Here is a 22254-nt window from a genome sequence, read left to right as displayed (position 1 = left end):
GATTATGAAAACTGTAGTGTTAAATCTAGAGACAGTTAATCTGACCGATGAACAATTTTATCATCTCTGTCAGGCTAATCAAACATGGAATTTAGAACGTAATCAAAAAGGAGAATTATTAATTATGCCTCCCGTGGGTGGAAATACTGGTAAACAAGAAGCTAATTTGATTGTTAAAGTGGGGGTATGGAACGAGCAAACTCAACTTGGTGAGGTGTTTAGTTCTTCGACAATTTTTCGTTTACCAAAGGGAGGATATCGTTCTCCTGATGTTGCTTGGATAAAACGGGAAAGATGGGAAGCTTTGAGCGCAGAAGAGCGAGAAAAGTTCCCACCTTTATGTCCAGATTTTGTGATTGAATTACGTTCTCGTAGCGATTCCTTAACCTCTTTACGCGAAAAGATGCGCGAATATTTAGCCAGTGGTTTACGTTTGGGTTGGTTGATTAATCCTCAACAGCAGCAGGTGGAAATCTACCGACTAAATAGCGGTGTGGAAATTATTAATTTGCCTGCGATTTTATCCGGGGAAGATGTCTTACCTGGGTTTGTTTTGAATTTAACTTAGCAAGGATGACAGGGAATAACAAAGGGAATGACACCGAATCAGGATATCTTTGTCAAAACATTTCCAGAAAAGCGATCGATTGTCAGATTGAAGGTGTATAATCTCTTAAAGGCCAGCATCAAGCTACAAAGTTCTCAATATCGCCCAAAAAAAACATCAGGATTTCAGGAACAGATGCCCTAGCTACTTCTTCAAAGAAAGAGGAAACTCTCAGCCACAACATTGATATTTGTCAATAATGTCCCCTAAAATTTTCAATCATCACTTTACTCCTCTTAAATCCCTCTCTCTGGGATTATTTATCCTACAAGCTTTCACTCCCCTCACCCTAGCAGCCCCCCCGCGAGAACCGGATCAAACCGTCGGCTGTGATATTCTGGTGGTGGGTGGTGGTTTAGCCGGTGCCGGTGCGGCCTACGAAGCGTTATTATTAGGAAAAACCGTCTGTTTAACCGAGATTACCGACTGGGTGGGGGGACAGATATCTTCTCAGGGAACCTCCGCATTAGATGAAAGACGGACACAAAGAGAAAAATTATTTTTCCCGAAAGGTTATCTAGAATTTAGGGAAAGAATTAGAAAGCATTACGGGAAACGCAACCCCGGAGAATGTTGGGTAAGCGGGTCTTGTTTTTTGCCTTTTGATGGACATAAATTATTATTTCAACAGTTAGAAGACGCTGCCAAAAAAGGCAAAGGAACCCTGAAATGGTTTCCCTCCACGGTAGTCAAAGAATTAAATACTGAAACTTTACCCAATCGCGGCACTGGTCAACAGATTACCAGTGTAATTGCCATTCAACATAGTCCCGCAAAAGGTACTCCTCCCCTAAATACCGAGTTTTTATCGCAAAAAATGGCGGATATCTATCGCTACGAAAATTCTCCCCGTTTTGATAAAAAAATCCTCCGTTTTGTCTCCAAATCCCCCCAACCGAATCAATTAGCAGATTGGTATGTGATTGAAGCGACCGAAACTGGAGAAATCATCGGATTATCAGATATTCCCTACCGTTTAGGGGTCGATAAGCGCAGTTATCTCGAACCTTCTTCCTCTAGCGTCACTGGCGACCCCTACTGTACCCAAGGCTTTACCTATACCTTCGCCATGGAGGAAACAGAAAAACCACAAACCCACGAGAAACCCGTTTATTATGAACGCTATGCCCCCTATTTTAGCTATGAATTGCCGCGATTAGCCGATTTTGACCTAGTTTTCACCTATCGTCGTATCTGGAGTCCACAACTGGGTAAAGAGAAAACCTTTGGGGGAATTACTTTTACCGAACCCGTCCCGGGGGATATTTCCATGCAGAATTGGACCTGGGGAAATGATTACCGTCCGGGGACTGCTAAGGATAACTTTATCTACACCCGTGAACAGTTGCAAGAGTTAGGACAGTTATCTCCGGGGGGATGGATGGGAGGATTACGCACCGAAACCCTCGCGAGGGGCGAAGAACACGCCATTTCCTACTATTATTGGTTAGTAGAAGGAACCACCGATTCCCAGTTAGGGGACGGGGTAAAAATTCCCCATTTGAATAACCGTTATCTCTCCGGTTTTGATTCTCCCATGGGAACTGCCCACGGTTTGTCAAAATATCCCTATATTCGGGAAGCAAGACGGATTATCGGTCGTCCTTCCCTGACTTTCCCCGCTGGTTTTACCGTCACAGAAATCGATATTTCCCGACAAAATTTTCAAAGCGATTTCTATCGTCAAAATCTTTCTCCGGCAGAATATCGGCGCTTAATTGCCACCTTGGCAGGATTAGAGGGATTTTCCGTACTTGATGGCACATTATCCCCCGATCAGGCCGTTAAACGCAAGCGCTCTACCATTTACCCCGATTCCGTCGGTATCGGTCACTATGCGATTGATTTTCATCCCTGCATGACGGAACATCCCCCCGAAAAACCGGGTAATACAGAAAAAGCAGGAGAAAGACAGGGACAGGGCCAAGCTTATCCTTTTGAGATACCTTTAAGGGCTATAATTCCCCAAAAAATCGATAATTTACTGATAGCGGGTAAAAGTATCGCTCTCAGTCATATTGCTGCGGCCGCCTATCGTGTCCATTCCTTCGAGTGGTCCTCTGGGGTAGCTGCTGGCATCACGGCAGTGTATGCTTTAGATAATAATGTACTGCCCTATCAATTAGTAGAAAGTGATTTTCTCATCGGGAATAAACAACTGCGAGAATTACGGCAAAAAATCGACGCTAGTGGTAATCCAACCGTGTTCCCCGATGCCTCAATTTTCCGGTCGATGGATAATTGGTATTAATTAGGGTTTACTGAAAAAGCTTTTTCAGCAGACCCTAGGTACTGCTCATCTATGTCTCTCAGATTGCCAGATTTCGTCCGCCACCTAAACGGTTACGACTGTTTTGGGTTAAGAATACTATTGATAATCAGAGCGTTTTTGGGAAGATAAGGAGGATCAATCATTTCACGATGAATACCAGTGGCATAATGATTGATTCTTTCCCCTTTTGTTGCTTGTGTCCAATCATCTTGAGCTTCATAGTTTCCCTCAGCACGAATCAAATGAATAGTCCCTTGAATTTGTACATTTTTTAAATCAGAATTCCAAAGAAAATTAAAGTATTCCCACACTTGATTATAAGTGCGATTGCGGAGTTTTTGATTCTCTAAAAAGTAACCTCTTAATTCCTGACGTTTGGGATTTAATAAGAAAGCATCAACCCCTTCTTGAATCTCTGACATATCAGCTTTTTTAGCCTCACGTCCTCCTCTGTAAGTATCCAGTAAAATGACATCAGAAACAACTCTCCCTCGACTTTCTAATTGTTGAGCCATTAACATCGCTAAAAATCCGCCGGCGGAATGTCCCATTAATTTTATATCTTGATTCTGAGCCAAATCCTCAATTAATTCAGCGTATTTTTCTAACATTAATTCATCGCTAATATACCGGAAAGTATAGAGAGCATAATCCGTTATATACTCCGCTAAATTGGCATAAGCAGCAGCGAAACCAAGGGCGGGAGGAAATAAAAAGACGGCTTTTTTTTGCTCCTTATTAAACACCACATAAGGACGTTCTTTCGGTTGAATATTCATCTCCTGAGCATAGATAATATAATCGCTTAATTCGGCTACTGTTGGCTTTTCATAAATCATTGATAAAGGAATTTCTATGGCCATTTTTTCATAAATTAAAGCCATAAGATTCATAGCTTGTAAGGAATGACCACCCAACTCAAAGAAGTTATCATTAACCCCTATCTTGCCAGCTTGTAGAAGTTGTTGCCAAAGGCTTACTAAGATAGTTTCCGTTGAATTGCGGGGGGCTAAATAGGGTGATTCAACCAGAGAAGTCTCATCCGGTATAGGCAATTTATGAATGTCTATTTTCCCATTAGGATTTAAGGGAAAATCCGACAACATGACAAAGGCAGAAGGGATCATGTAAACGGGTAATTTATGCTGTAAGAAACGACGCAAATCCTGGGAAGTTAATAAAGTATCTTTTCTGATTACATAAGCAACTAACCGTTGATTATATAAGGTATCTTCCCGCATAATCACAACAGTTTGTTCAACGTTGGGATGAGTTTCTAAAACCGTCTGAATTTCTCCTAATTCAATGCGTAAACCTCTCAGCTTGACTTGATTATCAATCCGCCCTAAATATTCAATATTGCCCTCAGGAAGATAGCGAGCTAAATCCCCGGTTTTATATAATTTCCCCTGAGCAAAAGGATGAGGAATAAATTTTTCAGCCGTTAATTCAGGTTGGTTGAGGTATCCACGCGCTAAACCCATTCCACCAATATGTAATTCTCCAGCAACACCAATAGGAACCGGTTGGAGATAACTGTCGAGGATATAAACTTGGGCATTAGCAATGGGACGTCCAATAGGAATTAACTGGGAATTTGGCTGACAGCACCAGACAGTAGCATCAACGGCGGCTTCTGTTGGTCCATAAGCGTTATATAATTCACAGTTTAACTGCTGAAAAAATCGTTGATTGAGTTCATAAGATAAGGCTTCTCCCCCGGCAATTACGCGTTTTAAACAGTGGCAATCTTTGCTCTTGGGATGTTGCAGAAAAACTCGCAATATTGAGGGAACACAAGTGAAATAAGTTACTTGTTCTTGCACAATTAAATCTATTAAATAATCTATATCTTTATACCCGTCAGGTTTAGCCACGACTAGGGTAGCACCAGATGTTAAAGATGAGAAAACTTCCCAAACTGAAACATCAAAACTAAAGGGAGTAATTTGGAGAATGCGCTCTTCAGAGTTAAGATTATAATTATCAATATTGTATTTTAGAGTATTGCAAATTCCTCTATGAATATTCATCACACCTTTAGGTTTTCCTGTTGAACCAGAAGTGTATATAACATAAGCTAAATTTTCTGGTTTAACTGGAGAGGTCAAATTCTCTTGACTATAATTAGCTATCCTTGACCAATCTGTATCTAAACACAGTATTTCGGCTTGATTTTCTGGCAGAAATTGGACTAAAGATTGTTGAGTTAACAACAGAGAGATAGCCGAATCAGATATCATATAATCCAAGCGCTCAGGGGGATAATTAGGATCCAAAGGAACATAAGCTCCCCCAGCTTTCATAATTCCCAATATTCCGATGATCATCTCAAAAGAACGCTCAATAAAAATCCCCACTAAAACTTCTGAAGTTACGCCTTTTTCTTGTAAATAGTGACCGACTTGATTAGCTCGACTATTTAACTCTCGATAGGTCAATTTTTTGCCCTCAAAAATAAGAGCTATTGCCTCGGGATTATCTCTAACTCTTTCTTCAAATAACTGGTGCAAACACTGTTGAGGATAAGCAACTTCGGTTTGATTCCACTCTATTAGTAATTGATGCTGTTCTTCAGGGGTTAATAAATTAATCTCAGATAATTTACCATCGGGATTCTGAATTACACTTTTAATAATTTGTAAAAAGTGACCGTTCATTCTGGCGATGGTTTCAGGCAAAAATAAATCTGGCTCATATTCGATCACTAATGTAAGATTATGACTATCTTCAAAGAAGCTCCAAGTCATATCAAATTGAGCCATCCGTGGTTTTAAGAGATAAGGTTGATGTTCCAAACCTGGAATTTTTAAGACAGTTTTGCTTTCTTTACTCAGTAGAGAAAACATGACATCAAATAAGGGATTTCTGGACAAATCACGTTCTAAATTGAGAGCGGATACTAATTTATCAAAAGGATAATCACGATATTCATAAGCATCAAGACAGGTGTTAGTTACTTCCCCTAACACTTGCTTAAAAGTTACTCCCTCTGGTAATAAAGATCTCAAAGCCAAGGTGTTAACATAAAACCCGATTTGGTTTTCTAAATCAGGATGATTTCGTGCTGAAATAGGGATACCGACTACTAAATCACGCTGGCCGGTGTGGCGGTAGAGTAATATTTTAAAGAAGGTCAGTAGGGTAATAAATAGGGTCGTATTATTTTGAGTTGCAAAGGTTTGTAATTGTTGGCTAAGACTCTGACTAAATTGATAAGTGTGAGAAGCCGCTTGAGAAGATTTTACTTGAGGTCGAGGGAAGTCTATCGGTAAGTTTAAGATAGAGGGATGTTCGGAAAAAACCTCACACCAATACTCATGTTGTTCTCTAACTTCTTCACTTTCTAACCACTGATTTTGCCATGCCGCATAATCTTTATACTGTAGGGTAAGAGGGGATAATTCAGCTTTTTTTTGTTGAGTATAAGCAGAGTATAATGTAAAGAACTCTTGAAAGATAATATCAAGTGATTGTGCATCTCCAATAATATGATGGACAGTCAAACCAAAGATAAATTCTTCTGACTTAATCTGCACCAATAAGACCCGAATAAGGGGCAACTTTTCTAAACTAAAAGGTAAATTTGCCGACTCTTGAATTAAATCATCCGCCAAGAGTTCAGCATCTTTTTCTGCTCTTAAATCTTTAAAAATGATTAACTGTTCTGTGGGGATTTGCTCATGAATAACTTGCTTAATATTGCCCCCAACACTGGTAAAAGTGGTTCTGAGAATTTCATGACGGTTCACCAGTTCTTGAAAGGCTGCTGTTAATATAGAAACATCTAACTTGCCATTAATTCTCATGGCAAGCCTAATATTATAAGCACTAGAAGATTCGCTGATATGCTGCAAAATCCAAAGCCTTCTTTGACCGTGAGAGACTTGGTAATATTGTTGTTTTTCCAGTGGGTTAATTGAGTCAGATTGTGGTAAGTTGATCATCGTTTTTGTCGGGATTGAATTAATACAGCTTGTTCTTTTAAAGTATTATGGGTAAAAATTTCCCGTAATCGGAGAGAAACTCCAAATTGATTACGGATTTGTGACACTAAGCGCATCGCCTTCAGACTGTTTCCTCCTAGTTCAAAAAATGACTGATTACTGTTACCAACTTCTGCTTCTAATAACTCACCCCAAAGGGAAGCTAATAAAGCTTCTTGTGGATTAAAATCTGGGACTTGGTTAGTTGAGTCAGTAATATTTTCTTCGGGTTTTGGCAAAGCTAGATGATGAATTTTTCCATTGGGTAACAAGGGAAAAGCTTCTAACCGCATTAAAAAGCTAGGCTGCATATAAATCGGTAAGAGTTGCTTTAGTTTACCTCGAATATATTCCTGATGAACTGTATCCTCTGCTTGATAATAAGCAATTACGGTTACTAATTCCTCCTTTTTATTAGCCATAACTAAGGCTTTTTCTACTCCCTCAATCCCACTGAGGACATCTTCAATCTCTCCTAATTCAATCCGTACCCCATTTAATTTAATTTGGTTGTCACTGCGTCCTATTACTTCTAAAGTTAGATCAGGAAGCAGTCTGCCTAAGTCTCCAGTACGATAAACTATATCCCTCCCCCCATTCAAAGGATTAGGCACAAAAACTGAATGAGTTAAGCTTTCATCTTGATAATAACCTTTGGTTAAATAGGGGGATTTAACGAACACTTCTCCTACTTCTCCTATTGCCCTGGCGCGATTTCCATCAACCACTGCATAAGCGGCATCTGGCAAAGTTTGACCACCCGGAACCCGTTCATAGGGAATATTATTAGGGTTAGGAATTCGATAAAAATGCTTAACAAATGTAGTTTCACTTGCCCCATAAATATTCACAAATTCTGTCTGAGAGCCAAAAATTTGATGCCATTCAGCCAGTTCTTTCACAAATAAAGGCTCTCCTCCTAAGACAAAAATTCGCAAACTTTTCAGGAGATTATGTGCATTAACTAAACCACGCCCTATCTTTAAAAACAGACGCATTACCGAGGGGACAGTGTGTAGTAAATTGATTTCCCATTCTCCTATTCGCAGTAATAAAAGCTCTAAGTCTTCTCGCTCTGTACTCTCTGGAATATACAGAGTTCCCCCTGAGCATAAAGTCACACAGGTTTCCCTCAAATAAGCATCAAAATTAATTTGAGCAATTTGTAAACAGCGCCAATTCTCATTGATGTCAAATTCCCGTTTTTCCCAATTAATGAAATGACGTAAGCTGCCGTGACTGCCTAAGATTGCTTTAGGTTCACCGGTTGAGCCAGAAGTAAACATAATATAATTAGAATCATCAGCATCCGGCATAGCTAGAACGGGTTTCAGGTTGCTTAATTGGCAAGGAAACTCTTGATAATCCATGCCATTCCACTGATGATATTGCTGAATTTTATGAGCCTTAACCACTAAGATATGAGGCGGTTTTTCTAATGCGGATAGTTGGGGTTTAATCCCCTCTAAATTCTCAGCCGCAACTAAGATAATTTCGGGGCTAGTTTTAATCATCATGCGTTGCCGGCGCTCCTCTGGTTCATCTAAACGTAGAGGTAAATAGATTCCTCCGGCTTTAAATACTGCCAGCATAGCGATTAACTGACGATAATCTCCTTCTAGGAGAACACCACAAACCTTATCTTTTTCCACGCCTAATTCTTTTAAGGCATAAGCCCAAAAGTTAGTTAGTTCATGTAATTCTTGATAGCTAAATTTACCCCCTGGATAAATAATCGATGTTTTCTCCGGTTTGGCTGCAACTTGGTCAATAAAATCATGGATAATAGTACGGGTTTCTAAGCGAGGAATAGGATTGATAAAATTGGCAATAAAAGCGGTTTCTGCTGCCGATAACAAAGAAATGTCTTTGACGGGTTGGGCGGGGTTAGATAGCATTTCATTCAAGAGTTTATCGAAGTGAATGAGACATTTTTTCATCCTCTCCTCTTGGAATAAGTCGGTGTTATAAATTAGCTCTAATCTGAGTTTTTCCTGATCTTCACTAAACACAAAAGATAGATCAAACTTACTGGTCGGGGTCAGGGAATCTAGAGATTTTATTTGTATATTTTCCAAGCCTACAGGTTGATCAAAATTTTGCAGAAGGACTAATATATCAAACAAGGGAGTGCGGTTAATTTCTCTAGAAACAGCTAATTTTTCTACTAAAATATCAAAGGGATAATCGGAATGTTCTAAGGCTTCGGTAACGGTTTGACGAACCTTTGCGAGTAGATTTTTGTAGCCTTTTTCGGGTTCAATTTGGTCACGAATAACTAAGGTATTGAGAAATAAACCGATTAGAGATTGCAGTTGAGGATGGCTTCTGGTGGCGATTTCTGTACCAATAGTAATATCATGTTGACCACTGTAGCGATACAGTAATATTTTGACAGCCGCTACCAATGCCATGAATAGGGTGATTTCGTTTTCTTGACAAATTTTTCTTAATTTAGAAATCGTTTCTCGGTCAAATGTCCAGCTTAAATGAGAACCCTTAAACGTCTTTATTTGGGGACGTTTAAAGTCTGTCGGTAAGTGAACTCTGGTCAGTTGTCCATTGTCCAGTTTTTGCCGCCAGTAATCTAAGTTTTTGGGATTATCTTCGCTTCTTAAAAGATTATTTTGCCATCCTGCATAATCTTTATATTGTATCGGCAATGGCTCTATACTAGGCTGTAATCCTTTGGCTAAATCAGAGTAGTATTGTAAGCATTCTTTAGCTAACAAACTCATTGACCAACCATCACAGATAATATGATGAATTTCTAGCTCTAAAATATATTCATTCGGAGATAGTTTATAAATCTTAGAGCGCACCAGGGGACTTTTCTCTAAGTCAAACGGTTTTCTCTCTTTTGCAATCGTTTCTAGGATTTCTTCATCAGGTTTATTTGTCCAGTCTTTAAATTCCCAATCAAAAGGACTATTTTGCAGGATTTTCTGTTGTGGTTCACCGTTAATTAAAATGAAAGATGTCCGCAGGGATTCATGACGGGAAATCAATAATTGTATGGCTTTTTCAAAGACATCTGGGCTAAAATCTCCTGCTATTTTGAGAGTGGAAACAATATGATAAGCTACATTATTGAGATCCATCTGTTGCAAGACATAGAAACGTCTCTGAGCATGGGATGTTTCGTAGGTTTCTTGTGCAGATACAAGGGGAATAGTGGCTACCGTCAGAGGGGTAACAGTGCTTAATAATACTGCTTGTTCAGCAATGGTAGGATGAGCAAATACTTGTTTAATAGGCAAAGATTGACCTAACTTTTCCTGAATTTTACTCACTAGAGAAATAGCTTTTAAGCTATGTCCTCCTAACTCAAAGAAGTTGTCACTAACCCCTATTTTGGATACCTGAAGAACATCTTGCCAAATCTGAGCTAAGAGGCTTTCTTTTTCATTTCTTGGGGCTATATAAGCAGATTCAATAATTGATGTCTCATCGGGGATAGGTAATTTTTTCCTGTCTATCTTGCCATTGTTATTTAAGGGAAAATCCGACAACAGGACAAAGGCAGAAGGCACCATATAAGCGGGCAGTTGCTGCTGTAAGAAACGACGCAGATCCTGAGGAGTTAATAAAGAATTTTTTCTGATTACATAAGCAACTAACCGTTGATTATATAAGGTATCTTCCCGCATAATCACAACAGTTTGTTCAACGTTGGGATGAGTTTCTAAAACTGTCTGAATTTCTCCTAATTCAATGCGTAAACCTCTCAGCTTGACTTGATTATCAATCCGCCCTAAATATTCAATATTGCCGTCAGGAAGATAGCGAGCTAAATCTCCGGTTTTATATAATTTCCCCTGAGCAAAAGGATGAGGAATAAATTTTTCAGCCGTCAATTGGGGACGATTGAGATATCCACGCGCTAAACCCATTCCACCAATATGTAATTCTCCAGCAACACCAATAGGAACCGGTTGGAGATAACTGTCGAGAATGTAAATCTGGGCATTAGCAATGGGAGTTCCAATAGAAATTTGGGAATTTGGCTGACAGCACCAGATAGTAGTCTCAACCGCTACTTCTGTTGGTCCATAAGCGTTATATAATTCACAGTTTAACTGCTGAAAAAATCGTTGATTGAGTTCATAAGATAAGGCTTCTCCCCCGACAATTACTCGTTTTAAATAGTGGCAATATTTGCTCTTGGGATGTTGCAGAAAAACTCGCAATATTGAGGGAACACAAGTGAAATAAGTTACTTGTTCTTGCACAATTAAATCTATTAGATAATCTATATCTTTATACCCGTCAGGTTTAGCCACGACTAGAGAAGCACCAGATATTAAAGACGAAAAAATTTCCCAGACTGAACCATCAAAACTCAAGGAAATAATTTGGAGAATGCGGTCTTCAGAGGTAATATTATAATGACCAATAGTATATTTCAGAGTATTACAAATTCCTCTATGAATATTCATCACGCCTTTGGGTTTTCCCGTTGAACCTGATGTATAAATAACATAGGCTAAATTCTCAGGAGTCGTTAGATTGAAGGGATTTTCTGGACTATAGGTAGCTATCTTTTCCCAATCCCTATCTAAACACAGTAACTCGGCCCCAGTTTGGGGAAGAAAATCCCCTAAAGATTCCTGAGTTAACACCAAAGAAACCCCCGAATCTGAGAGGATATCCCCCAAGCGCTCGGTAGGATAATCCGGATCTAAAGGTACATAAGCTCCCCCGGCTTTTAATATCCCTAATAAACCGATGACCATCCCTAGGGAACGCTCCATAAAAATCCCGACCAAACTTTCTGGACCTACACCCTTATCTCGTAAACAGTGAGCTAACTGATTGCCCCGATTATTTAACTGTTGATAGGTTAATTTTTGGTCTTCAAAAATAACCGCTATTCCCTGCGGATTCTGTGCAGCTTGTTCTTCAAATAATTGATGTAAAGACTTATCTAAAAGATAATCTGCCTCGGTATTGTTCCACTCTACTAATAACTGATGTTGCTCTTGTGTTGTCAATATAGGTAATTGTGTTACCCGTTGCCGAGTATCAGTAACAATCCCTGTTAAAATAGTCTGTAAATGTGCTGCCATCCGTTCAATCGTATCCTGAGTAAAACGGCTAGTATCATAGACTAACTGAATCAGTAACTCTTGTCTAGGAATAGCAACCACCGTCAAAGGATAATTAGTTTCCTCAAAATTCTCCACATCCTTAACCCTTAAGGATTGACGAGAATCTCTCGATAACGCTTCTCTAGGATAATTCTCAAAAACGACCAAACTCTCAAACAGGGGAATCCCCGGTGGAATATCACTTAATCTCTGTATTTCAGCCAGAGAAACATAAGCATAATCCTGAATTTCTGCTTGCTTTTGCTGTAATTCCTGTAACCAAGATAGCAATAAATCTGATTCTCTGATGGAGACTCGCAGCGGCAATGTATTAATAAATAATCCTACCCTATGTTCTACCCCTGATAAATCATGGGGGCGACCAGAAACCGTAACCCCAAATAAAACTTCTGACTCCCCACTATAGCGACTGAGAAGAATCGCCCAAGCGGCCTGTACTAGAGTAGATAAGGTCAGATTATGCTTTTGCGCCAAAGATTGCAGGTCTTTGGAGTGAGAAGCCGATAAATGACAGTTATACTCTTTATAAGTTGGCTTACCTTCAGATTTCATTAACTGGAGTCTGTCCACCCTCAGGGGGGTGGGAGTCATAAACCCTTCAAGAGTTCGCTGCCAAAAACTCTCAGCAATAGATGGGTTTTGCTCCTGTAACCAAACAATATAATCTTGATAAGGACGCGGCAAAGGAAGATGATAACTTTTCCCTTGAATACCTGCCTCATAAAACCCTAAAACTTCTTGATAAATAATAGGCATACTCCAACCATCCAGAATAATATGATGATGATTGCAGAGGAATTTATAAGTTTGGTCCGATAGTTGAATTATCAAGCAGCGCATTAAAGGAGCAACTTTGAGTTCAAACCCTTGTTGACGCTCTGTTTGTAACAATAAATCTAAACGTTGTTGTTGTTCTGTGGGGGAAAGATTGCGCCAATCTTGATAATCCCAAGGCAAATCAACCTTTTTTCGCACAATTTGCAGAGGGTTTTCCCGTTTTTCCCAAAGAAATAGAGTCCTTAATACCGAGTGACGCTCTACAACCTTTTCCCACGCTTGCCTAAAAACTGTAAGGTTAATTTCTCCCTCCAGAGTAATTAGAGTTTGACTACAATAAATCCCTGAATCAGGAGTATAAAGACTATGAAAGAGCATCCCTTCTTGCATGGGGGAAAGAGGATAAATAGACTCCACATTTTTGGCGGGTTGATTTTTTGTGTCTGCCATGAAAGATTCTCCTTATTAGTCAATTTCTGCCAGAATATCGTCTAATTCCTGTTGATTCAAGTGCGCTACTGGAAAATCTGAGGGAGTGTAACCCCCAGCATCAGGAGATAAACAATGCTCAATCAATTTCAGCAAAGCTTCTTTATAGCTGCGCCCTAAATATTCTACCGTCGAACGTTCATAGATGAGATCGCTATAAGTCCAGTTTACTTGTAACTGTCCCTCGATAACTCTGGCCGTAATCTCTAATAAATGACTACGATGTCCCTTAAGACTGTGATTAGGCCCCTTAGACTCATCCGCTAATTTCCAATCCCCTTTTTGCAATTGTCCTTGCTCAAATTGACCTAAATAATTAAACAAAACTTCTCTGGCAGGAATTTCAGCTAATTGAGACTTAATATCAGCATCATCACTCAAATATCGCGAAATTCCATAGCCAATTCCCCTGTGAGGAATAGCTCGTAACTGTTCTTTAATAGATTTGAGCCGCTCACCGGGGTGATTTTCGGGGGGGAGTCGCAAAATAACCGGAAAAAGACTGGTAAACCAACCTACCGTCCTCGATAAGTCAACCTCACTGAACAAATCTTCTCGTCCGTGTCCTTCTAAATCAAGAGATATGGTCAAATTTTCTGTCCATTCTGTCAAAGTTTCTGCTAAAGCGGTTAACAAAACCTCATTAATTTGTGTGTTATAGGCAGCGGGGACTTTTTGCAAGAGGGTGCGGGTTTGTTCTTCATCTAGAGTCACCGTGACATCATTTGCCGTTGCTACTGTATTGTATTGTTTTCCAGCCTCGTTATCTACAGGTAAATTTCTCGCCTCCAACCAAGGTTGAGTTAACCAATAGTCTAATGGCTCTTTCGCTTTTTCCCCTTGTCCATAATCCCTCAAGAGAAGCGCCCAATCCTGAAAGGCTATGGTTTTTGGTGGAAGTTCTACATTCTCCCCCCTTTCTAGCTGTTGATAAGTCATCAATAAATCTTCTAACAAAATTCGCCAAGATACACCATCAACCCCCAAGTGATGAATAATAATCAGTAACCGACTGGGTTGATAGGGCGCCAATTCAAATAGTACCGCCTTGATTAATAGTCCAGTAGAGAGGTTTAAACTTGCCTGTTGAGTTGTTGCCATTGCTAAGAGAGTTTCCCTTTGCTGAGATTGAGGAATAGAAGACAAATCAATCACTTCAAAAGGTACTTCCTCCGGCATTCCTTCATTGACTTGTTGCCATTGTCCTTCCTCCACAGTAAACCGTAACCGCAAAGCGTCATGATGTTCAATTAATTTTCTCAGAGATTGAGCTAACAAATCAGCTTTCAGGTGATGGGGAACTTCTAAGAGGACAGACTGATTAAAGTGGTGCATTTCAGCGCGATTTTGCTCAAAAAACCACAGTTGAATGGGAGTGAGAGGCACAATACCCGTCACTAAACCCTGTTTAGCTAATTCGGCTGTGGAATAATCGGCAACTGTAGCCAGTTCAGCAAGAGTAGGATATTCAAATATCTGTTTAGGGGTAATCTTCAACCCGGCTTGACGAGCGCGAGCGACAACCTGAATACTGAGAATAGAATCGCCCCCAACTTCAAAAAAGCGGTCATAACGACTCACTTGTTTAATGCTGAGAACATCTTGCCAAATACTGGCCAAAATCTTTTCTTTCTGAGTATGCGGGGGGACAAAATCCTGCTCAGATGTCCAAGGTATCTCAGGGAGGGGTAATCTGGAACGGTCAATTTTTCCATTGGGAGTCAGAGGGAGAGTTTCTAAGGAGACAAAAAGAGCCGGAATCATATACTCTGGCAATTTCTGTCCCAAGAAACGACGCAAATCCTCAGTATTTATCGGGCTATTTTCTCCTACTAGATAAGCGACTAATCTCTTATTCCGATAGGAGTCTTCCCAAACCTTCACCACCTTTTGCTTAACTTGGGGATAAGTCCCTAGAGTTGCCTCAATTTCTCCTAATTCAATGCGGAAACCCCGCAATTTTACCTGATTATCACCCCGCCCCAAAAAATCAATATTTCCATCGGGTAAATATCGGGCTAAATCTCCTGTTTTATAGAGTTTGGCATTGGGTTCATTACTAAACGGATTGGAGATAAATTTCTCGGCGGTTAATTCAGGTTGATTCAGATAACATCGAGCTAACCCTTTACCCCCGATATATAAATCACCAATAGTTCCTAGAGGAACCGGTTGCTTAAAAGAGTCCAGAATATAAACTTGAGTATTGGCAATAGGCCGGCCGATACTCGGTTGTCCATGGTGTCCTTTAGGCACTAAGCTAAAAGTGGAATAAGTGGTATCTTCTGAAGGACCGTAGAGATTATAAACATTCTTAATGTTTTCCTGCTGGTAAAGCTTCTGTACCAATTGATTAGACAAAGCTTCTCCGGCGAGGTTTACCGTTTGCACAGTCTCAGGTATCGCCTCAATTGCCAGCAGTTGAGCGATCGCTGTAGGTACGGTATTAATTAATGTTACCTCTTTGGCTGCACTTAAACTAGGCAAATCTAGAACATTCTGGGCCAGAATAATCTTACCCCCCACAGCCAAGGGCAAAAATAGTTCAAATACTGACAAATCAAAACAAATAGAAGTAGCTCCCAAAACCCCCGCTAATTCCTCACTGCTAAAGACTTCCTTGGACCAATTCAGTAAGGTTGTGGTGCTGTGATGCTCAATGACAACCCCTTTTGGTTTCCCCGTTGAACCGGAGGTATAAATCACATAAGCGGTATTACTGGAACTTACGGGTAAAGAGAGGTTTTCGGGACTTTCTAGGGCTATATTTCTGGCTTCTGCCTCTAATATCACCAGATTCCCTGGATAATTCCCTAATTTCTCTACTAATTTTGCTTGTGTTAGCAACAAGGAAACTTGAGCATCTTCTAAGATAACATTGAGGCGTTCAGTTGGATAAGCTGGATCTAAAGGTACATAAGCTCCCCCTGCTTTGAGAATAGCTAATAACCCTATAACCATCTCAGGGGTCCGTTCTAGGCAAATTCCCACCAAAGACTCCGGTTTTAACCCTTTTTTGCCTAAATAATGCCCTAATTGATTCGCTTTTTCGTTTAATTGACGGTAGGTTAATTGTTCATTTTCTGTAATAATAGCGATCGCATCAGGACTGCGCTTAACTTGCTCCTCAAACAATTGATGAATACACCCATCCGGATAGTGAACCTCAGTATCATTCCATTCTTTCAATAATTGATGTTGTTCTTGCTCAGAAAGTAAACAACAAGTTTCATAACGTTCTAACCCTTCCGTTGCCATAGCGATGAGAGTTTTCTCGTAGTATCCTCCGATTAACTCCATCTGCTTTTCCCCTAGATAATTCCCATCATATTTAAGGGTAAGTTCTATTTGAGATGAAAGGGGATGAAGACTAAAATTAGCTAACAATGTAAAATTAGTTTGATTAAAAAACTTCCCTCCTAAGACTTCTAAATCTTTCACCCCGATGATACCTTGATAAACATGGAAATGAATAAAATTAAAAGCCGTATCAAACAAAGGTTGACCTGATTTTTGTAACTCAGCGAGGGGATATCTTCGCCAAGATAAGCATTCTCTTTCAACATCAAAAGCTTGCTTAACTAAATCGCTCCAAAGACCTCCAGATAACTCTAAACGTAGGGGCAAAGTATTCAAAAATAAACCTAATATCTTTTCCCCATCGGCTGCTTCTAACCGTCCATTAGAGACTAAACCCGTAACAATATCCCTCTGATTATTCAGTAAACTTAATACCCGAAAATGAGCCGCCAATAAAACACTTTTTAGGGGTACTCCCACTTGTTTACCGAGTTGTTTTAATCCCTGAGATACCTGACTAGATATAGGAACGAACCAATCCCAATCTTGATTAACTTGATTAGATTTAGACCACTGAGGAAGTTTAGTCAGCGTGACATCTCTGAGTTTTTCTTGCCAATAATTCTGGCATTCTGGCGATTGGACAGTTTTCTTTTCTAAGGCGACAAAATCCCTAAAACTGAGAGCGGGAGTTGGAGAGAGAGGGAGAACTTTTTTGTCGAGAAGGTAGAGATACTGCTGTAACAATTCTGTGAGCAACGAAGCCACACTCCACCCATCTAAAATAGAGTGATGAAAACTGAAAGTTAGGTTAAAGTTATCCTGACTGCGGCGATGGAGATGAAAGCGAAATAAAGGAGGACTATTCCAGTCAAAAGTGCGGATTTTTTCCCGCTCAATCCAATCATCAATAGCCGTATCTTGTTCAGAAGGAGATAAATGGGTTAGGTCATCTAATCCTAAAGGAACATCGATTTGTCGATGAACTAATTGTAGGGGTTCCTGATATTCAAAGAGTGCGAAACTGGTTCGTAATACTGGATGCCGCTGGACAATCTCCTGAATAGCACTATGTAAAGCTGGAAAACTAAAATCAGCACGAATATGATAGGTAAACACATCATGGTACACCGATAGATTCCCCTGATATTCACTATGAAATATCATCCCCAATTGTAGAGCAGTTAGAGGATAAGCATCCTCCACTTCCTCCAGTAAATTGAGGCGAACTTCTTGAGAAATTAAACTAAAAACTTCCGTTTTTTCAGTCCCTAAAGTATCAATTTCATAGCTAACGCAATTGGCCAATTCTTGAATGGTTTGATGTTGCAATAATTGGGGTAAGGAAAAATGAAAACCCATTTGTCGCGCCTTAGCGATCACTTGTATTGCCCGAATCGAATCCCCCCCAAGTTCAAAAAAATTATCGTGAATACCAACCTCTTCGATGCCCAAAACTTCAGCCCAAATCAGTGCTAAAATTTCCTCAAGAGGGGTACAAGGTGCTACAAAATTCTCCGAATTCCTTAAACTGTTATAGCTTGGAGAGGGTAGGGCGCGACGGTCAATTTTTCCACTATTTGTCAGAGGAATAGCATCCAATTGCACAAAGGCATGAGGTATCATGTATTCTGGGAGTTGGTTTTGCAGATAACTCCGCAGTTGGGGAATCAGTTTACTGTTTAACTTAGACCTTAAAGGGTGATTTGCATAAAGTTGCCATTCAGGTTTTGCGGTGTGGGTGGGGGTAAAAGCGATGTAATTTCTCTGGGAATTTTCCAGCGGGGCAAAAATCACATCGTAACGGTCCGGAGTATCCGACCAAGTTACCCAAACCGAAAGGGATAAATCCTCAGCTAAAGCCGAAAAATCTTCAGGTTCTACGGCATTTTCTGGTATAATGTCCGATTTAATGGCTTGAAATTCCTCGATTGTCCCAAAGTCTTGAGAGTTCCTCAACAATTCCACACTTTTTAAAGGTCTGAACAAGCGAGAATTAGGGACACCTATCACCCTTAACCCCTCAGATTTCCCCAGTTGATTTCTTGCCTCAGATAAAGTCAGCTGCTGTTCAGTCCAGTTTAATTCTGGAAAGTCGGTGCTAAAATCCAGAATCGTTTCAATCCGCAGAACAACATTATAACGGAATTGAGTTAATTCGTTGTGGTGTTGACCTCTCTCTAGATGAATCTCGACTTCAGTAATCTGAGGAAAATAGGACTGAATTGCTCTAAAAAAATCTGGGTCAATAAATAATTCATTTTCTTGCTCAATTTTTCTCTGTACTCGCTGTTTAAAATCCTTAATCGAATCTTCAGGGTTAGCCTTATAAAGTTCTACATCTGCGTGAAAAGCTTCCATGAGTTGCAAGTTTCGCACATCTCCAAGGAAAATACACCCCCCCGAAGTTAGTACCTTGATAGCTCCCTCTAAAACCCTCAGTAAGTAATCTATATGGGGGAAATACTGCACAACCGAGTTAAGGATAATTGTATCGAATCCTTCTGACTCCAAACCCTCAAAATTATCGGCTGTGCTATGCAATAGCCTGACTTGCTCTAGCTGAGGCCCTTCTTGATTAATTCGCTGAATATGGTCTAAGGCTACTGATGAAATATCGGTTCCCCAATAACACTGGCAATGGGGAGCAACTTGGAATAATATTAACCCGGTTCCACAACCTATTTCCAGAACTTTTTTCGGTTTTTGAGCGAGAATAACCTTAACTTTATCATCTAGCCATTCTCGCATCTGAGCAACCGGGATAGGTTCCCCCGTGTAACTACTATTCCAGCCAACAATATTAAATATCCCTTGAGAATCTGCCGATGTTTGCCTGTAAATTTGGTTATAGAGGCTTTGCCATTGCTCGATTTGCTCATCGAATAATTGCCCTTTTTCTGAAGTCGCCAAGAGTTCCCCCTCTTGAGACTGACCCACAACATAAGCAATTAGTGTTTTACTCCCTGTTTCTGTCTCCGATGCAATGACTACCGCTTGCTCAACTGCTGGATGTTGACTGAGTATAGTTTCAATTTCCCCAAGCTCAATCCGGAAACCTCGAATCTTAACTTGATGGTCAATACGCCCCAAAAATTCAATATTTCCATCGGGTAAATACCGGGCTAAATCTCCCGTTTTATATAATTTTGCCCTAATTTCTCCCCCTATTTCTCCTTCGACCTTAGCAAAAGGATTAGGGATAAATTTCTCGGCCGTCAATTCGGGACGATTGAGGTATCCACGAGCTAAACCTATGCCACCAATATGTAATTCTCCCACAATCCCTATAGGAACTGGTTGTAAATCCGGATTAAGAATATAAATCTGAGTATTGGCAATTGGTTGACCAATACTCACTAGAGCTTTTTGATTCTCCGGCAAACAGGGCCAGTAAGTCACATCAATCGCCGCCTCAGTCGGACCATAGAGGTTGTGAAGTTCACAGTCAAAATGCTCAAAAAAGCGTTGTGTTAACTCTAATGACAAAGCTTCTCCACTACAGAAAACCCGCTTGAGAGAACTACATCCTTTTAGCTCTGGTTCTTGCAGAAAAACTCGCAACATTGAGGGGACAAAATGAAGGGTAGTGATTTGCTGCTTTTGGATCAATTGTATTAAATAGGTACTATCTTTATGACCTTCGGGTTTTGCTACTACTAGGGTTGCACCCGCTAATAAAGGCCAAAAGAATTCCCACACTGAAACATCGAAACTAAAAGGGGTTTTTTGTAAAATGCCATCACTCTTAGTTAACTGATAAGTATCCTGCATCCACAACAAACGATTCCTAATCCCCTTATGATTATTCATTACGCCTTTAGGCTTACCTGTGGATCCCGAAGTATAAATAACATAGGCTAAATTTTCCCCCGTTACGCCACTGTCACAATTGTTCTGACTTTCTTGAGAAATTGCTGGCCAATCTGTATCCAAAGCAACAACAATTCCCCGGTATTCCCCCAACAATCCCCGCAGCGATTCCGCAGTAATGATCACTTTTACCCCAGTATCTTCTAATAGATAACTTAGGCGTTCTTGAGGATAATTAGGATCTAAGGGAACGTAAGCTCCTCCAGCCTTCAAAACAGCTAATAATCCTACTACCATTTCTAAGGAACGCTCTAGATAAATTCCTACTAATTCCTCTGGTTTTACTCCTAATTTTTGTAGGTAATGACCAAGTTGATTGGCTTTTTCATTTAATTCTTGATAAGTTAATTCTTGATTTTCAAAAATGACCGCCCCTCTCTCAGGGTAAAGTTTGGCTTGTTCTTCAAATAGCTGATGAATCCATTGCTTTTCAGGATATTGAATGGCCGTATCATTCCAATCTCTCAGCAATTGTTCTCGTTCTTCGGTCGTTAATATATCAATTTTTGACAAATCTATATCGGGATTACTTGTCACTGTTTCTAAGATTTCTAGGTAATGTCCTAGCATTCTCTTGACAAAATCTCTGGGAAATTTATCTTTAATAAAAGTGACAGAAATACCACTATCATCCGCTTCTATGGTAAAAACTAATTGAAACCGATTTAACGAAGAAATGTCCGCACACAGTCCTTCTTTAATCACAGCAACGTCAAAAATGTTCTCTAGATTTCCTCCTCTTGCTGCCAAGGTTTTGACCAGACTATCCAGCGCATAGTTTTGATGGCGGTATCCTTCTTGTAAATCTTTACGAATGATCCTTAGTAAATCTTTAAATGAACTAAAATTATGTTGATTGAATCGGCAGAATATCAGGCTATCTAATTTTTCTGTATTCAAAGCTGCTGTAGCCGTGGCAAACTCGACTTGAGCAGTGTATTTAAACATTAAAACTTGAACAACAGCCAGATGAAATGCTAAATTATTAACAGAATTATTTGCCGTTAAACTGTTAATTTTTTCCTGTAAATCTGTAGAGATGACCTCAAGAACGCTATCCTGCTCCCCGGTTTTATTCTGACTTACATTACCAAATAGAGTAGTTACTGGATCTATTTCTTGAAGTTGCCGAATTTGGTAATCTATTGAAACCAGATGTGCTTCCATTGCTGTTCTAACTTTTTCCCTAAATAGTGGTTGATGGCGGTATTCAGAGTCATGGGGTACAATGCTTTTTTCCCCGTTCCCAGTTCCCTTAAAGCGATAATTCCTGTCTCTGACGAGTGGGATTATTGCTATTTGAACTACAGGAAACCCGACTACGGCTAAGGTCAGGGTTTCTGTCGCTTCTCCAAAATTGTTCTGAGCCTCGACATTGTAGCATACTAACCGACATTCTGCACATCTCCATATACTTTTACATATTTTTACATTCCCTAGTATGTTTTGACAAAAAATCTTCACTGTAGAAACCACTGAACCCAATAAATTAGTAAAAATCATTAATTAAATATTAAGAAGTGCAGAAAGTGTGACATTTAAAGATAATCTTGCGCGAGACCAGAGGAGCAGAGCTTAGGATGCCACACCCCATAAACGTTTATTGCAGATGTCTATTGACAATTACTACCTTGATCAGGTACGATTAGCTGTCTGGTCGTAATAGCTGAAGGGGTGACAACGAGGTTGAAGTTTAAGTGAGGTGGGGGAAAAATTTCCTCACTGTGATCCATCAAATTAATCGACTTACTAGACAAAAACCAAATTCCCTCGTTATCTTTTGGCGAAAGTCTCAAGCTTTTTCCCTAAACCCGACACTCTACACCCTGTTTCACCTTC

Annotated in this window: 5 protein-coding genes; 2 read left to right on the top strand and 3 right to left on the bottom strand. The window is 40.0% G+C overall.

The window, feature by feature from the left end; genetic code table 11:
* Positions 1 to 4 precede the first annotated feature (4 nt).
* Together EWV60_RS02185 and EWV60_RS02180 are read left to right on the top strand one after the other, a co-directional pair.
* Positions 5 to 568, top strand: a complete 564-nt coding sequence (locus EWV60_RS02185) for a Uma2 family endonuclease (RefSeq protein ID WP_002750013.1) — start codon at positions 5 to 7, stop codon at positions 566 to 568.
* 238 nt (positions 569 to 806) lie between these two features.
* Positions 807 to 2858, top strand: a complete 2052-nt coding sequence (locus EWV60_RS02180) for an FAD-dependent oxidoreductase (RefSeq protein ID WP_287230590.1) — start codon at positions 807 to 809, stop codon at positions 2856 to 2858.
* 92 nt (positions 2859 to 2950) lie between these two features.
* On the opposite strand, the gene EWV60_RS02175 is transcribed toward EWV60_RS02180, so the two are convergent.
* Genes EWV60_RS02175 through EWV60_RS02165 form a run of 3 tightly spaced genes read right to left on the bottom strand, consistent with a single transcriptional unit; the run spans position 2951 to position 21582 of the window.
* Positions 2951 to 6826 carry a non-ribosomal peptide synthetase gene (locus EWV60_RS02175; RefSeq protein WP_287230587.1) on the bottom strand — a complete coding sequence of 1292 codons (3876 nt, stop codon included), beginning with the start codon at positions 6824 to 6826 and terminating at the stop codon, positions 2951 to 2953.
* Entirely contained in the window at positions 6823 to 13203 is a 6381-nt protein-coding gene (locus tag EWV60_RS02170; protein ID WP_287230585.1) for a non-ribosomal peptide synthetase, read from the bottom strand. The genes EWV60_RS02175 and EWV60_RS02170 overlap by 4 nt, the downstream gene beginning before the upstream one ends.
* Before the next feature lie 15 nt (positions 13204 to 13218).
* On the bottom strand, positions 13219 to 21582 hold the full coding sequence (locus tag EWV60_RS02165) for a non-ribosomal peptide synthetase (protein ID WP_287230582.1): 8364 nt from the start codon (positions 21580 to 21582) through the stop codon (positions 13219 to 13221).
* Between the last annotated feature and the right edge of the window lie 672 nt (positions 21583 to 22254).

Origin of the sequence: Microcystis sp. Msp_OC_L_20101000_S702, from assembly GCF_007095705.1 — a bacterium.
GTDB lineage: Bacteria > Cyanobacteriota > Cyanobacteriia > Cyanobacteriales > Microcystaceae > Microcystis > Microcystis ichthyoblabe_A.
Note: the sequence above shows the minus strand (reverse complement) of the source record. Positions and strands in the feature narration are given on the sequence as shown.